This is a genomic window from Oceanobacillus piezotolerans, assembly GCF_003665065.1.
In the GTDB taxonomy this organism is placed as follows: domain Bacteria; phylum Bacillota; class Bacilli; order Bacillales; family Amphibacillaceae; genus Oceanobacillus; species Oceanobacillus piezotolerans.
This window is the reverse complement of the sequence record NZ_RCHR01000007.1, coordinates 12,580-27,740: the sequence shown is the minus strand read 5'-3', so window position 1 is coordinate 27,740 and position 15,161 is coordinate 12,580. Positions and strand designations below refer to the sequence as shown.

At 38.0% G+C, this 15,161-nt stretch carries 12 protein-coding genes and 1 tRNA gene; 12 read left to right on the top strand and 1 reads right to left on the bottom strand.

The window, feature by feature from the left end:
- Window positions 1-55 precede the first annotated feature (55 nt).
- The 9 genes from mfd (at window position 56) to D8M04_RS16490 (ending at window position 9,893) form a co-directional block, all read left to right on the top strand.
- Complete coding sequence (gene mfd / locus D8M04_RS16530; RefSeq protein ID WP_121524522.1) at window positions 56-3,580, top strand: transcription-repair coupling factor; 3,525 nt, start codon at window positions 56-58, stop codon at window positions 3,578-3,580.
- A 134-nt stretch (window positions 3,581-3,714) separates the two neighbouring features.
- Window positions 3,715-4,251 (top strand): stage V sporulation protein T, encoded by a 537-nt coding sequence (spoVT, locus tag D8M04_RS16525; protein WP_121524521.1) that lies wholly within the window; start codon window positions 3,715-3,717, stop codon window positions 4,249-4,251.
- 136 nt (window positions 4,252-4,387) lie between these two features.
- Window positions 4,388-5,983 (top strand): putative polysaccharide biosynthesis protein, encoded by a 1,596-nt coding sequence (locus tag D8M04_RS16520; RefSeq protein WP_121524520.1) that lies wholly within the window; start codon window positions 4,388-4,390, stop codon window positions 5,981-5,983.
- Window positions 5,976-7,424 (top strand): bifunctional methyltransferase/pyrophosphohydrolase YabN, encoded by a 1,449-nt coding sequence (gene yabN / locus D8M04_RS16515; RefSeq protein ID WP_121524519.1) that lies wholly within the window; start codon window positions 5,976-5,978, stop codon window positions 7,422-7,424. Before D8M04_RS16520 ends, yabN begins: the two co-directional genes overlap by 8 nt.
- A gap of 6 nt (window positions 7,425-7,430) precedes the next feature.
- A complete protein-coding gene (locus D8M04_RS16510) occupies window positions 7,431-7,685 on the top strand; it encodes an RNA-binding S4 domain-containing protein (protein WP_121524518.1) in 255 nt (84 codons plus the stop codon).
- 449 nt (window positions 7,686-8,134) lie between these two features.
- A complete protein-coding gene (gene yabP, locus D8M04_RS16505) occupies window positions 8,135-8,437 on the top strand; it encodes a sporulation protein YabP (protein WP_121524517.1) in 303 nt (100 codons plus the stop codon).
- The gene (gene yabQ / locus D8M04_RS16500) at window positions 8,434-9,033 is read left to right on the top strand and encodes a spore cortex biosynthesis protein YabQ (protein ID WP_121524516.1); all 600 of its coding nucleotides are present in this window, start codon (window positions 8,434-8,436) and stop codon (window positions 9,031-9,033) included. The genes yabP and yabQ overlap by 4 nt, the downstream gene beginning before the upstream one ends.
- A 5-nt stretch (window positions 9,034-9,038) precedes the next feature.
- Complete coding sequence (locus D8M04_RS16495) at window positions 9,039-9,419, top strand: FtsB family cell division protein (RefSeq protein ID WP_121524515.1); 381 nt, start codon at window positions 9,039-9,041, stop codon at window positions 9,417-9,419.
- A gap of 69 nt (window positions 9,420-9,488) precedes the next feature.
- The gene (locus D8M04_RS16490) at window positions 9,489-9,893 is read left to right on the top strand and encodes a S1 domain-containing RNA-binding protein (RefSeq protein ID WP_121524514.1); all 405 of its coding nucleotides are present in this window, start codon (window positions 9,489-9,491) and stop codon (window positions 9,891-9,893) included.
- A 528-nt stretch (window positions 9,894-10,421) separates the two neighbouring features.
- Here D8M04_RS16490 and D8M04_RS16485 read toward each other — a convergent pair.
- Window positions 10,422-10,495, bottom strand: a tRNA-Met gene (locus tag D8M04_RS16485).
- A gap of 342 nt (window positions 10,496-10,837) precedes the next feature.
- Between D8M04_RS16485 and spoIIE the strand changes: the two genes are divergently transcribed.
- The 3 genes from spoIIE to D8M04_RS16470 all read left to right on the top strand — a co-directional run bounded on the left by spoIIE (window position 10,838) and on the right by D8M04_RS16470 (window position 15,124).
- On the top strand, window positions 10,838-13,285 hold the full coding sequence (gene spoIIE / locus D8M04_RS16480) for a stage II sporulation protein E (protein ID WP_425464035.1): 2,448 nt from the start codon (window positions 10,838-10,840) through the stop codon (window positions 13,283-13,285).
- A 200-nt stretch (window positions 13,286-13,485) separates the two neighbouring features.
- The gene (locus D8M04_RS16475; RefSeq protein ID WP_121524512.1) at window positions 13,486-14,217 is read left to right on the top strand and encodes a vWA domain-containing protein; all 732 of its coding nucleotides are present in this window, start codon (window positions 13,486-13,488) and stop codon (window positions 14,215-14,217) included.
- Window positions 14,189-15,124: a protein kinase domain-containing protein gene (locus D8M04_RS16470; RefSeq protein ID WP_121524511.1), complete on the top strand. Its 936-nt coding sequence runs from the start codon at window positions 14,189-14,191 to the stop codon at window positions 15,122-15,124. The genes D8M04_RS16475 and D8M04_RS16470 overlap by 29 nt, the downstream gene beginning before the upstream one ends.
- Window positions 15,125-15,161: the final 37 nt, after the last annotated feature.

The window sequence follows — 15,161 nt, the reverse complement described above, 5'->3', positions numbered from 1 at the left end:
CTAAACGGCGCTTGCGCCTTTGTACATATATGTAGTAATAGGTGGGGGTTTTACAATGAAAGAAATTAGTCATTATTTACAAACAAAAGAGGATATACAATCCATTATCAATGGTTTAAATACTGGAATGCGTGAACAGCTTGTAGCTGGCCTTTCAGGTGCTGCAAGAGGAATACTAGTTGCGGCAATTAATCAATCCATTGATAAGCCGGTTTTACTAGTAACACATCAATTAGTACATGCACAACAACTTTACGATGATTTGGTTGAGCTTGCAGGTGAGAATCATGTACATCTATATCCGGTAAACGAGCTGATTGCATCTGAAATTGCTATTGCAAGTCCGGAGTTAAGAAGTCAGCGAATTGAGGCATTAACAAAGTGGGTAAAAGATAAATCTGGTATTTTAGTCGCCCCAGTCGCTGCATTAAAACGCATTTTGCCTCCACCAAGTTATTTTCTTCAATATCAGCTGCGATTTAAGCTTGGAGAAGAAATCAAAATTGACCAATATTTGTCTTCCTTAGTTGACATGGGGTATGAGCGAACTTCTATGGTAGCTACACCAGGTGAATTCTCTATACGTGGCGGGATTATCGATATTTATCCAATTACAGAGGAAAACCCGATACGAATTGAATTATTTGATGAAGAAATTGACTCTGTGCGTTATTTTGATGCAGAAACACAACGTTCTTTAGAGACGATCGATGATATTATCATTGGACCTGCATCGGAAATATTGATGACACAAGAAGACATGCTTGCAGCAGCAAACCGTATCGAGGATGCTTTAGCTTACACCCTAAAGAAAATGAAGAAGTCAGAAACAAAAGAAACATTAGTGGAAGTGATTGAGCATGAAATCTCCCGTTTAAAAAATGGAGAGCGATTCCAGGAAATATATAAATATATCGGATATCTGTATGAGGAACCTGCTAGTTTATTAGATTACTTAAAGGACGATGGTATAGTTGTTCTTGATGAAATGAGCCGAATTCAAGAGACTGCATCTAGCTTAGATACAGAGGAGGCCGAATGGTACAGCAATTTACTTGAAGCAGGGAAGATGGTCCAAAATAGCAGATTCTCTTATGATTGGCAAACGGTGTTGGATAGAATGATACAGCCCCGCTTGTATTTGTCTGTATTCTTGCGGCATATACCAAATACCAGCCCTGAAAACATCATTAACCTCTCCTCTCGAACTATGCAAGAGTTCCATGGTCAAATGCACTTGTTAAAAAATGAGTTGAAACGTTGGGAAAAAGGAGATTATTCCGTAGTTGTTCTAGCACCAAATGAAGAAAGAGCAGAAAAGGTCCATTCTATCTTTAACGATTATGATATAGAAGCAAATATAACAAAAGGGCTGACGTTACCGGTTGAAAAGCCAACAATAGCAGTCGGCAATATTAGTGGCGGCGTAGAGTTGCCGATGCACAAGCTTGTTATTATAACGGAGAATGAGCTTTTCAAAAAACAAGTTAAACGGCAAAGAAAAAGGAATAAAATCTCCAATGCAGAACGGATCCAAAGTTATCAGGAGCTTAAGGTTGGAGACTATGTTGTACATGCTAACCATGGTGTCGGGAAGTATTTAGGGATAGAAACACTGGAAGTAAATCAATTGCATAAGGATTATTTGCTTATTCGCTATTCTGGTGATGATAAGCTCTATGTGCCAATTGACCAAATTGACCAAGTTCAGAAATTTGTGGGTGCAGAAGGAAAAGAGCCGAAGCTATACAAGCTGGGTGGCACAGAATGGACAAAAGTAAAAAGGAAAGTCCAATCGAGTGTAGAAGATATAGCGGATGATCTCATCAAGCTATATGCGGAGAGGGAGGCAAGAAAGGGCTATGCCTTCTCCAAGGATACGGAAATGCAGCGGGAATTTGAAGCATCCTTCCTGTATCAAGAAACAGAAGACCAATTAAGATGTATCGCAGAGATAAAAGAGGATATGGAGAGAGAAAGACCAATGGACCGCCTATTATGTGGTGATGTTGGATACGGAAAAACAGAGGTTGCTATCCGTGCTGCATTTAAGGCAGTTATGGATGGGAAGCAGGTTGCATTATTAGTGCCGACCACTATCTTAGCTCAGCAACATTATGAAACGATTCGAGAACGATTTCAAGATTACCCTATTGAAATAGGCTTACTAAGCAGGTTTAGAACGAAAAAGCAACAAACCGAAACAATTAACGGGTTGAAAAAAGGGGTTATCGATGTTGTAATTGGAACCCATCGTGTTTTATCCAAAGATGTCGAGTTCCGTGATCTAGGGCTACTTATTGTGGACGAAGAGCAACGTTTTGGTGTCAAACATAAAGAAAAGATTAAACAGCTGAAAACCAATGTGGATGTTTTGACCTTAACAGCAACTCCGATTCCAAGAACCCTGCATATGTCCATGCTAGGAGTCCGTGACTTATCTGTCATTGAGACCCCTCCTGAGAACCGCTTCCCTATTCAGACCTATGTTATGGAATATAATCCAATTATCGTCAGAGAAGCAATTGAGCGAGAAATGTCTCGTGGAGGCCAAACGTTTTTCCTTTACAACCGGGTAGAGAATATTGATAAGGTTGCCAGAGATTTAGGAATGCTTGTACCAGAAGCAAGAGTAGCAGTTGCGCACGGGAAAATGACAGAGACGGAGCTTGAAAATGTGATCGTTAGCTTCTTAGAAGGCGAATCTGATGTACTAGTTAGCACCACCATTATTGAAACAGGTGTAGATATTCCAAATGTAAATACACTAATAGTCAGTAATGCTGATCATATGGGATTAAGTCAGTTATATCAATTAAGAGGCCGTGTTGGGCGTTCAAACCGTGTTGCCTATGCTTACTTTACTTATAAGAAAGATAAGGTGTTAAATGAAGTAGCTGAAAAGCGCCTTCAAGCTATTAAAGAATTTACAGAGCTAGGTTCAGGGTTTAAAATCGCAATGCGTGATTTATCCATTCGTGGAGCTGGAAATCTATTAGGGTCACAACAGCATGGATTTATCGACTCTGTTGGATTTGATATGTACTCTCAAATGCTTAAAGACGCGATAGAGGCAAGGAAAGCCGGAAAAGAAGTGGATGACTATACTCCGTTTGAGCCAGAATTAGCATTGAATCTGGATGCGTATATACCCGATGACTACATTAAGGATGAAAAACAGAAAATCGAGATATATAAAGAATTCCGTTCCTTAGAATCAGATGAGGAAATTGTTGATTTAAAAGATGCCTTAATAGACCGATTTGGTAATTATCCGACAGAGGTAGATAATTTGTTTACAGTATCTTCTTTAAAAATGCATGCGAAGAAGGAGAAAGTGGAGTCTGTCACAGAACGGAATAAAAAGATTACCCTTTTATTAGACAGAGAAAGGAGCCAGCAAGTCGATGGCTCGAAGTTATTTGAATTAGCAAATACATTTGGCAGGGGTGTTCAATTAGGAACAGAGAATGATAAATTGAAAGTCATTTTCACTTCATCTACTGAGACGCATCCGAACCGTTATGAAATAGTGGAGCAATTTATCAAACAGCTCCATACAGTAAATAGAAATCAGTAAAAATTCACGTACAATGTATATTCCTTTAGAGTTGAATTATACTAAAACCACACCTGGTGATTATTACACGCTCGAGAAGATATTTGGAAAAAAGGCAAAAGCAGTAATCATCATAGAAAGTGAGGAAACTCAGGATGAAGGCTACAGGCATTGTACGTCGAATTGATGATTTAGGAAGGGTAGTTATTCCTAAAGAAATTAGGAGGACTTTACGTATACGTGAAGGGGATCCTCTAGAGATTTTTGTAGATAGGGAAGGCGAAGTTATTCTAAAGAAATACTCACCAATAAATGAATTGGGCCACTTTGCTAAAGAATATGCAGAGGCATTGTTTGATTCGCTTCATTTTCCAGTACTAATCTGTGACCGTGATGAAGTGATTGCAGTTTCAGGTGAGTCAAAGAAAGACTACCTAAATAAAAACATAAGTGAAAAAATAACAAAGACTATTGAGAATCGAACATTAGAAATTCAAGCTGAGCCCAGTACAATAGAAATTATTGAGGGAGCAGAACAAGAGATATCATCTTATTGTATTAGTCCGATTATTGCTAGTGGTGATCCGATTGGCTGTGTCATGATTTTTGCTAAAGAGGGCAATAAGCTTAGTAATGCAGAGCAAAAGGCAGCGCAAACTGCTTCCGTATTTCTAGCAAAACAGATGGAATAGTCCTTGTTAAACGGTAAAAGGCAAAAATCAGATATGCTGATTTTTGCTTTTTTAAAACAGTTGTACTCAACAAATAAGAGCAGTGACCTAATTGTCTATGCTATAATTTAGTTGAATAATGAAAAGGACGTTTAGCATGGATGGAAATGAAACAAACAAACTGGTGAAAGGGGCACTTCTATTAACCTTAGCAGGCCTCCTCAGTAAAGTGTTAAGTGCGGGATATCGTATTCCCTTGCAGAATTTAACGGGCGACATAGGATTTTATGTTTATCAGCAGGTGTACCCTATTATTGGAATGTCTATGATGCTGGCTTTATATGGGTTTCCTTCCGCTATATCAAAAATGGTGGTTGACTTAGATGCCAGTGGAAAAAAACATTCTTTACAAACCTTTTATCTCCCCATTTTACTTATTTTATTAATTATAAATGGTGCGTTTTTTCTATTACTCCTACTAAACGCAGGCTGGTTGGCTTCTTTAGTAGGAGACTTGAATTTAATACAAACGTATCAGCTTTCTGCATACATATTTTTAATGGTTCCATTTCTCTCGCTGTTAAGAGGAGTATTTCAAGGGAATTATGAGATGAAACCAACTGCATTTTCTCAGGTTGGGGAGCAGATTATTCGGGTTTCTATTATTATCGCAGCAGCACTCATTATAAGTATTCAAGGGAAAAGTCTGTATTATATTGGAGAGGCAGCAAGCTATGCCTCGCTAGCTGGAGGACTAATCGCTTTTACCATATTGATCCTGTATTTTATAAGACGAAAGCCAATCAATTGGAGTCGATCTGAGCCTATTCCATGGAAATACTATTTTTATAACCTATTTGTATTGGGTATGGTGGCAACACTTAACCATACTGTCTTATTAGTTATCCAATTTGCTGATACATTTACATTTGTTCCAAGCTTAATGGATTATGGATTAACTCGTTTGGAGGCGATGGAGGCGAAGGGTGTTTTTGACCGAGGACAGCCATTAATACAATTAGGAATTGTATTGGGCTCTTCATTTGCATTAGCTCTTATACCATCGATATCAAGAAAGAAGCTAAACGAAAATAGAGCGGCCTTTTATCAATATATAAGGAGTGCATTTTTGTTTAGTTTCTATCTTGCATTGGGTGCTACTCTCGGATTAATTGGGATTTTTAAAGAAACGAATATATTGCTGTTTCAGGATTCGAAGGGTACACTGCCTTTAAGTGTGCTTGTTCTTTCCATCTTTTTTAGTTCATTGGCAATTACTGCCTCCTCTATCCTTCAGGGATTAGGGTATATCAAGCGAACTGCTGGGTTTATTTTTATAACATTCTTGATGAAGATTTTGCTAAATATTTCCCTCATCCCAATGTTTGGCATGATGGGCAGTGTGCTGGCAACGGTAATTAGCTTAATGTTGCTATTCATCCTTGTTATGGTTGAATTAAAGAGGAAGTTACCAGGGTTAAAATTAGTTAGACAGATAAATCCTGCAGCGGTATGTCTAGCCTCCATTTTCATGCTCACCTATATTGGTTTCATGAAATATATATTGCCAGGTGCCCTTTCCATTTCTCGAATGGCATTACTTCTTTATGTTTTATTTATTGTTTTTTCGGGAGGAATTATTTTTATTCTAACTTTAATTAGGGGCAGAGCGTTTACCGAAACAGAGTTAAGATTACTGCCAATGGCAGAAACCTTAATCCGTATTCATAAGGGGAGGAAAATAAATGAGTAAGATTGAAATTATCGGGCTAGGAGCAGGGGATATTAATCAGTTACCTGTTGGTATATACAAACGCTTAACGAATGCAGAGCATGTTATTTTCACTAGAACGCTTGACCATCCTGTGATAAAAGCATTACAGGAAGAAGGGATCCAGTTTGAGTCCTTTGATCAAATCTATGAGGATGAAAATGATTTCGAAAAGGTGTACAAGCGAATTGTTTCCCTTCTGTTAGAAAAGGCAAGAGAAGAGTCTGCCATTATCTATACTGTCCCTGGGCATCCGATGCTAGCGGAAAGAACCGTGAAACTGCTATTGGAAGAGTCCGATGTAGAGGTAGAGATATTGGGTGGGCAAAGTTATCTGGATGATCTTTTTACGTCTATAAAGATTGATCCAATAGAAGGATTTCAATTTGTAGATGCAACGTCTTTTTCACGTAAGGAGCTTAATTATCGTGGGCATTTAATCTTTTGCCAAGTTTACGATCAATTTATTGCATCACGTGTGAAATTAACTCTATTAGAGGATTTACCGCCGGATTACCAGGTAGTAATTGTAGAAGCAGCAGGAAGTTCAGGTGAGCGAATAGAATACGTTCCACTGGAAGATTTGGACCGTCAGCTGGAAGTAAATAATTTAACCAGTGTTTATGTTCCACCAGTGCCTAATGAGTTATTAAATCATACTTTTACTAATTTACGTGAAGTAATGAAAGTGCTGCGTTCGCCAGAAGGCTGTCCTTGGGACCAGGAGCAGACACATGAATCATTAAAGGAGCATTCAATAGAAGAGATTTATGAATTGATAGAAGCCATTGATCAAGAGGATGACGAGGGGATTGTTGAGGAATTGGGAGATATTCTCATGCATGTTGTCCTGCATAGTCAAATTGGAGAGGACAATGGATATTTCACTGTCGATGATGTGATAAAGGGAATTACAGATAAGATGATTTATCGTCATCCACACGTGTTTGCAGATGTTCATGTCCAAAGTACGGAGGAAGTAACGAAGAATTGGGAACTATTAAAGCAAAAGGAGAAAGGGGAAAAACGCCAATCGATACTAGATGGAGTGCCTCAAGGACTGCCAGCTCTTGCTAAAGCCTTTAAATTACAGAAAAAGGCAGCAAAAACAGGATTTGATTGGGACGATGTTCATGACATTTGGGACAAGTTAGATGAGGAAATTACCGAGGTAAAAGAAGCAATTACTGCCGAACAGCAAGAAGAGATAGAAAAAGAGTTTGGTGATGTATTATTTGTCCTTGCTAATTTAACAAGGTACTATAATATTAATCCAGAGATAGCATTGATGCGTTCCAATAATAAATTTACGACACGTTTCCAATATATTGAGGAACAATTAAAGAAAAATGGTAAGGACATCCATAAGACTACATTAAAAGAGATGGATCATTATTGGAATCAAGCAAAGGAAAGAGAGTGATGGTCTTTGAGATTAGATAAGTTTCTAAAAATATCCCGTCTTATTAAAAGGAGAACATTAGCAAAGGAAGTTGCTGACCAAGGGAGAATTACGATAAACGGAAACGTAGCAAAGGCTTCTTCCGACGTATCTAAGGGAGATGAGCTTTCCATTCGCTTCGGCCAAAAAATAGTGACAGTTCAAGTTAATGATTTAAGAGAAACCGTTCGAAAAGATGAAGCGGAAACATTGTATACAATAGTGAAAGAAGAAAGAGTATAAATACTTGTTCAAAAAGGAGGATAAAAAGGACCGAGAATTTCGAGGCGGTGAAGCTTTGAGTAGCGAGCCCTACCTCGACGAAATTACTTCTCCGTGGGCTTGCACCGAGGAATTAACTTCTTGAATAACCTCGTAGACGCAGGTGCAGATGCTTTTTCTGTATGCTTTTAATACATGAGCAGAAGTTCTTGCACGCAGGAAAAGCGTTTTTCTTTTCCAAGGAACGGGGAAGCAAGCCAACGAGCTTCCACAGGATGTGGTGACTTCTGCGTTGCCCACAGGACGTGGGCGGTTTTTAGCAATCTTTTTTGTGCCGAGTAAACGCAGGCACAGAAGATCTCCTGATCGAAGTGTCATTTTTACCGGACTTTATGAACAACCTCTATAATAAAGTTCTATCCTTGTCCCTCCACTCATAAAATATTTTATGAGATAAGGAGGGCGTTTTTATGAACTTTTATGAGAATAATGAGCATGTTACAAGAGTACAAACGGACCACTCTGTCAAATTAAATAATCGTAAGGAACTGGAAATTACTGGGGTTAAGGAAGTAGATAGCTTTGATAACGAAGAATTCTTGTTAGAAACAGTGATGGGTTATTTAATCATTCGCGGTCAGAATTTACAATTAAAAAATTTAGACGTAGGGGAAGGCGTTGTAACAATTAAAGGTAAAATCTATGAATTTTCTTATGTCGATGATCAAGGACAGGAGAAAGCTAAAGGATTCTTTAGCAAGCTGTTTAGATGACCTTAAGCGTGCAATTTTTAACCATGTTTGCGATGGTGTCGAGTGGTTTCTATTTGGGACTCATATTAGAAACCTACCGTAGACTTTCAATTTATTGGAAAAAACACGTAATCCTTACGTATACGATGGAGATTCTCTTCTGGTTATCTCAAACACTGATTGTTTTCTACGTTTTATTTCGAGTAAATGCTGGAGAAATTCGCTTCTATGTGATTATTGCATGCCTATTAGGGTTCTCTATGTACCAAGCTCTCGCAGCTGCATTGTATAAACGCTTATTAGAGCAGATAATTAGAATGATTACAGCGGTTTATCGTTTTTTCGAGAGATTGGTACAAGCTTTATTCATTAAGCCAATTAAATGGATAATCATTGCTATTTTTACTGTTATTGTAGGGATTGTCAGTGTGATTAGCAAAGTTCTCTGGTTTGTGCTGAAGATTGTTTTTACTCCATTTCTGTGGTTGTTAAAGGGCCTTTATAAACTACTTCCTAAAAAAATTCAAAATTATTTAATACAAATAGCAGGATTTTATAGTAAAATGAAGAATATAATTAATAACTGGCTAAAAAAAGTGTATCAAAAGAGGAGGTAGGCGCATTGGCCTCTCAAAGAAAATCCGTGGCTCGAATCGAATCGAATTACATGCACCAATATGACGCATATATAATAAGACAAAAACGAAAAAAACAAAGAATTATTCGTCGCTTGGTCTTATTCTCACTTATCATGCTCTTCGCTTTTGGTTGTATAGCCGGATATCATATAAAGCAGCGTACCGTACATGCGGAGCAATTAGAGCAGTATGAACAACTCGAGAGAGAGTTAGCAGATTTAGAGAAAGAAGAGAAAATGCTTAGGGAAGAAATAGAATTACTTCAAAATGAGGATTATGTTCTGGATATTGCAAGAACCAATTATTTCCTCTCTAAAGAAGGAGAACTAATTTTTAAAATCCCTGAAGAAGAGCCGTCATATTGACACTTTTCCATTTGATTAATATACTATAATTGAACTTTATCTAATCTTTTAAGGAGGAGCATTTTTTTTATGTCAATTGAAGTAGGCAGCAAGCTGCAAGGAAAGGTAACTGGTATCACTAATTTTGGGGCTTTTGTAGAGCTTGAGAAAGGCAAAACAGGCTTGGTTCATATTAGTGAAGTTGCTGAAAACTATGTTAAAGATATTAACGACCACCTCAAAGTCGGTGACGAAGTAGAGGTAAAAGTCATTAATGTCGAAAAGGATGGGAAGATCGGTCTTTCCATTAAGAAAGCGAAAGCTAATGCTAATCCAAGACCCGTGCGACAAGTACGTCAAAAAAATCCAAAAGAACGTCAAGAGAATTTTGAAGCAAAGATGAATCGCTTTCTGAAAGATTCTGAAGATCGTTTAGCCTCTTTGAAGAAGCATACAGAATCCAAACGTGGAGGTCGAGGTGCTAGAAGAGGGTAGCAGTTGCTGTCTATAATTCAAAGCTAATGCTCTAGACTCTTGAATATATAATAAACAGATGCTTGTATGATTAAATACAAGCATCTGTTTTTTTTATTGTTTTGAAGTTGATAGAAAATCCGACGTAGTGAGAATGATATTTTCTGATCATAATCTCGCTCGCTCTAATGGTGGTTAGTGCTAGAAGCCGCTTCGGCAGAATACTCCGCTTTCCACGGGCACGGCCTCAGCCTCCTCGCGGAAAAACCACCGCTGCGGGGTCTTCGGACACGTGCTATTCCCGTAGGAGTCTACGTATTCTGCCTACGCTTATTGAGATTTTCTCTTTAAGTGTGGAGTAGGTTCTATAAATAACGTTTCACAAATCTACTGTTGAATGTCTTTTTGCAGTGATAAATATGAAAGTCGAGAAGCTCAAACTTTCCGGAGCGTTTTTATGCACTATACTGTAGTTATCTTTACTCTTAACATAATTTAAAAAAAGCAAAAAAAACCAGTTATCATTTGATAACTGGTTTTTTCATATGATAGCGGCGGAGGGGATCGAACCCACGACCTCACGGGTATGAACCGTACGCTCTCGCCAGCTGAGCTACGCCGCCAAAATTGCCAACAAAAAATATATTACAGCATGTAGCTCAAAGTGTCAATAGGTAATTACATATTTTTTTAAATTTAGTAGATTTCCCTGAAAGCGAACAAATCCTTTCCTTCCACATATGAATCTTTATTTCGCCAAATTAAATGTGTCTGTTTTAAAACAAGCGTATTAAATTCCTTTCCTCCCACTATTCTAAAGCAAGAAATATTCCATACTTATAGACATTCTTAAGGAAAATAGAATACCGTCGAACGATTTATAAATCAAGTTCTGTTCTTTTGACAAAAAATGAAGACAACTTATGTTTTACTTAATGGAAAAGATAACGGGAGTGGTTGTAATGATGGAAACTCTACCAAAGGCGAATGCGAGAGAGTTTGGAATGGAGAAGATTGATCAGGCGGGGAAGTTTAAGAAAAAGCTTGGAGTAAATATAAAGGCCCTGCTGTATGAAAAAGGACTTTTATTTCTTATTGTCGGGTTTTTACTTGGACGGGCTATCATCTTAACAGATGTTTCCCCCTTTTCTGTAGCATTTATTGCAACGATATGGTTTGTCCAACGGGAGATGACCTTCAAAACAATGGTTGCTATTCTGCTCGGTGCTTTGACTTATTCGGTTACTCATAGTATTTTTATTTTGCTCTCGATAACGGTGTTTATTTTTATTGCAGCTCTGTTTAAGAATAAGCGAAATCAACAAGTGCTTATCCCCATTTTTGTATTTCTTTCGATGGCATTAGCCCGGCTTGGGATCTATTCGTTTCATGGGCCGCTTTCTTCCTACGAATGGATGCTAATGGTAGTAGAAGGTGTTTTGGGATCTGTTCTTGTTTTAATATTTATGCAAAGTATTCCATTAATATCACCAAAACGTTATAAACCCACTCTGAAAAATGAAGAGATCGTCTGTATGATAATTCTTATAGCGTCTATCCTGACTGGAACAATCGGTTGGGATTTCTATGGGGCGTCGGTTGAACAAACTTTATCTCGTTACTTTGTTTTATTATTTGCCTTTGTTGGTGGTGCATCTATCGGTTCTACGGTAGGGGTTGTTGCCGGTTTGATCTTATCATTAGCGAATGTTGCTAATCTATATCAAATGAGTTTACTTGCCTTCTCAGGCTTATTAGGGGGCTTGCTGAAGGAAGGGAGAAAGGTTGGGGTTGGAGTCGGGTTACTTGTAGGAACATTTTTAATTGGAATTTATGGAAGTTCTGATAACTTAATTCCGTCCATAATAGAATCATCAGTAGCCATTTTACTATTCTTTCTAACACCTGCAGCTTGGATACTTCAAATATCCAGATATATTCCAGGGACAGAAGAATACAAGAATGAGCAAGATCGATATTTGCAGAAAATCCGTAATGTAACAGCTAAACGGGTAGAACAGTTCTCTGACGTGTTTGGCGCCTTGGCAAAAAGCTTCGATACAATGGACTCAGTAAGCCTGGATGAAAGTGAGAAAAGGAAGGAAACCGATTACTTTCTCTCTCAGGTTACGGAAAGGTCATGTCAGACTTGCTTTATGAAAGATCGGTGTTGGCAAAAAGAATTTGACTCTACTTATTCTTTAATGGCAGATATGAAGGAGGATATGGAAGGAGAGGGCCTTCTAAACATTAAAACACTGAGGGAATTTGAGAATCATTGTGTTAAATCCAAAAAAGTAGTAGAGATTATGAAGGAAGAGATGACCTTATTTGATGCGAATCGAAAACTAAAACAGCAAGTATTAGAGAGTAAGCGACTGGTTGCAGACCAGTTACAAGGAGTTTCCGAAGTAATGGAGGACTTTGCTAAGGAAATACTTAAAGAAAGGCAAAATCATGAGTTACAGGAAAATCAGATTATTGAATCCTTGAAGCATATAGGTATTGAAATTGAGAAGTTAGATATTTTTTCTCTGGAGAAGGGGAATGTCGATATAGAATTAACAGCCTCTTTCTATAATTATCATGGAGAAGGAGCAAAATTAATTGCACCGATTCTGTCTGATATATTGAATGAAATGGTTGTAGTGAAGCAGGAGGAGATCTCTCCATTTCCGAATGGGACAAGTTATTTAGCATTTAGCTCCGCAAAAGAATTTATCGTGGTAACGGGTGCTGCAAATGCAGCTAAGGGTGGAGGGATTATTTCAGGTGATAGCTATACCACCATAGAATTAGGTGCTGGAAAATATGCAATGGCAATCAGTGATGGGATGGGGAATGGAAAGAGGGCTAGAGAGGAAAGCATGGAGACACTGCGATTACTTCAGCAAATTTTACAAACAGGAATACCAGAAAAGGTTGCAATTAAATCAATTAATTCCATTCTATCTCTAAGAACAACCGATGAGATGTTTGCTACATTAGATTTGGCAGTAATTGATTTGCACGATGCATTTGTACAGTTTTTGAAAACTGGCTCCACCCCTAGTTTTATTAAACGTGGAGATAATATCTTGAAGATAGAAGCGAGTAACTTGCCAATTGGTATCATCCAAGATGTAGATGTAGAAATAGTGAGTGAACAATTACTTTCAGAGGACCTGCTAATTATGATGAGTGATGGTATTTTCGATGGACCCATGCATGTTGAGAATACAGACCTCTGGATGAAGAGAAAGCTCCGTGAAATGACTACTACAGATCCACAAGAGATTGCAGATATATTGCTCGAGGAAGTTATTCGAACCAAGTCAGGGGAAATAGATGATGATATGACAGTTGTAGTAGCGAAGGTTCAGAAAAATAAGCCAAAGTGGGCATCCATTCCATTGTATGGGAAAAATGCCTAGTTTGTTAGAACAATAGAGTATTTCTTTACAGTGGCTAATGTTCGTTTATGAATAGTAGCCTTTTTTAATGTCTGCTATTATCGATCTCAACTAATCTGTCTTATTCTTCCTGACTCTCTGTAATCCACAACACCTTTTTTATGTATATTCTCTTATTTTTCTGGGGATGATGCTAGTGGTTAACAAGGGAGGTATATACATTGAAAAAAGGGACGTTGAAACAGATTTTATTGATTACAGATGGTTGCTCTAATAAGGGTGAAGATCCTTCTGAGGTAGCAGCATTAGCTTTTGAGCAAGGAATAGCTGTTAATGTAATAGGGATTTTGGATGAGGGATATGATGAAGATGTCGAAGGTTTAAGAGAAGTGGAGGATATTGCCACGGCCGGTGGTGGTGTTAGCCAGATTGTTTATCCAGAGTCACTTTCCCAAACCATTCAAATGGTTACTAGGCAAGCCATGACACAAACTATACAAGGGTTCGTTAACCAGGAATTAAAGCAAATATTAGGGCGAGAGCAAACATTAGATGATGTTGCTCCCGAAAAGCGCGGCGAAATTATAGAAGTTGTAGAAGATATTAGTGAAACAAGCAATTTAGAAGTACTTGTTCTGGTAGATACAAGTGCTAGTATGCATGATAAGCTCCCTACCGTAAAAGAATCGTTAATTGATTTATCTATAAGTCTTAATTCACGCATTGGAAAAAATCTTTTCTGTGTTTATAGTTTCCCTGGTAAGCGAAAAGATATACAAAAAATTCTCGATTGGTCACCTAAGTTAGACTCTATTTCTTCAGTCTTTCCAAAGCTAACGAGCGGAGGAATTACACCAACGGGTCCAGCAATACGTGAAGCAATCAATCAATTTAGTAAAAAGACGCTATTAAGGAGCTTTAAAAATGAAGACCCAGGCGCATTCGAAGCTTGAATCTAAATTGAAAACAGGCACAATTATTCGTGGAAAATGGCATCAAAAAAACTATCGGATTCATAAGAAGCTCGGAGAAGGTGCTATTGGTACAGTATACTTGTGTGATGTAAATGGAAAACTAGCAGCACTGAAAATAAGTGATAAAGGCACATCAATGACGCTTGAAGTAAACGTCTTAAAGTCATTACAACAGGTCCAAGGAAGTCGTCTTGGACCTTATTTATTAGATGTAGATGACTGGAAGTCTCCGAGTGGAAAGCTTTATTCCTTTTATGTAATGGAATATGTAAAAGGAGAAACGATTACTGATTTTCTAAAAAAGCATGGTTCAGGGTGGATAGGAATCTTATTAATGCAGTTATTGGAAGACTTAGAGAGATTACACCAATCCGGTTGGGTATTTGGAGACCTTAAGCTGGATAATCTTATCGTTTCCTCTGGCCAACCAAGGGTGCGTTTTGTCGATGTCGGTGGAACCACACAATTAGGTAGAGGGATAAAGGAATTCACGGAGTTTTATGATAGAGGTTACTGGGGAATGGGAACAAGACGTGCTGAACCTAGCTATGATTTATTTTGTTTAGCAATGATTATGCTGCATATTTATTATCCTAAGAGATTTGTTAGAGGGCCACACCCAGAGAAAATATTATTTAAGAAGCTGGATCTGGTTAAACCCCTAGCACCTTATCGAGAGGTTTTAAGAGGGGCTCTAACGGGGAAATATCGTAACAGCACAGAAATGAAAAAAGAGCTTGCAAAAATTCTCCATAATAGAGATAGGAAAACGCGCAGACAAAATAAGACAAAGAAAAATATGACAGCCGTTTCATTGTATATTGAATTAACCAGTATCTCTTTTATCGCCGGTGGATATTATCTTCTATCTGTTCTCATTGGATGAAGAAATAATGGCTATTGTTAGGTTATTGCCCTGTTTT

Coding starts and splice junctions, on each gene's coding strand:
- mfd (WP_121524522.1), top strand. CDS start 56: ATGAAAGAAATTAGTCATTATTTACAAACAAAAGAGGATATACAATCC.
- spoVT (WP_121524521.1), top strand. CDS start 3,715: ATGAAGGCTACAGGCATTGTACGTCGAATTGATGATTTAGGAAGGGTA.
- D8M04_RS16520 (WP_121524520.1), top strand. CDS start 4,388: ATGGATGGAAATGAAACAAACAAACTGGTGAAAGGGGCACTTCTATTA.
- yabN (WP_121524519.1), top strand. CDS start 5,976: ATGAGTAAGATTGAAATTATCGGGCTAGGAGCAGGGGATATTAATCAG.
- yabP (WP_121524517.1), top strand. CDS start 8,135: ATGAACTTTTATGAGAATAATGAGCATGTTACAAGAGTACAAACGGAC.
- yabQ (WP_121524516.1), top strand. CDS start 8,434: ATGACCTTAAGCGTGCAATTTTTAACCATGTTTGCGATGGTGTCGAGT.
- D8M04_RS16490 (WP_121524514.1), top strand. CDS start 9,489: ATGTCAATTGAAGTAGGCAGCAAGCTGCAAGGAAAGGTAACTGGTATC.
- spoIIE (WP_425464035.1), top strand. CDS start 10,838: ATGGAAACTCTACCAAAGGCGAATGCGAGAGAGTTTGGAATGGAGAAG.
- D8M04_RS16470 (WP_121524511.1), top strand. CDS start 14,189: ATGAAGACCCAGGCGCATTCGAAGCTTGAATCTAAATTGAAAACAGGC.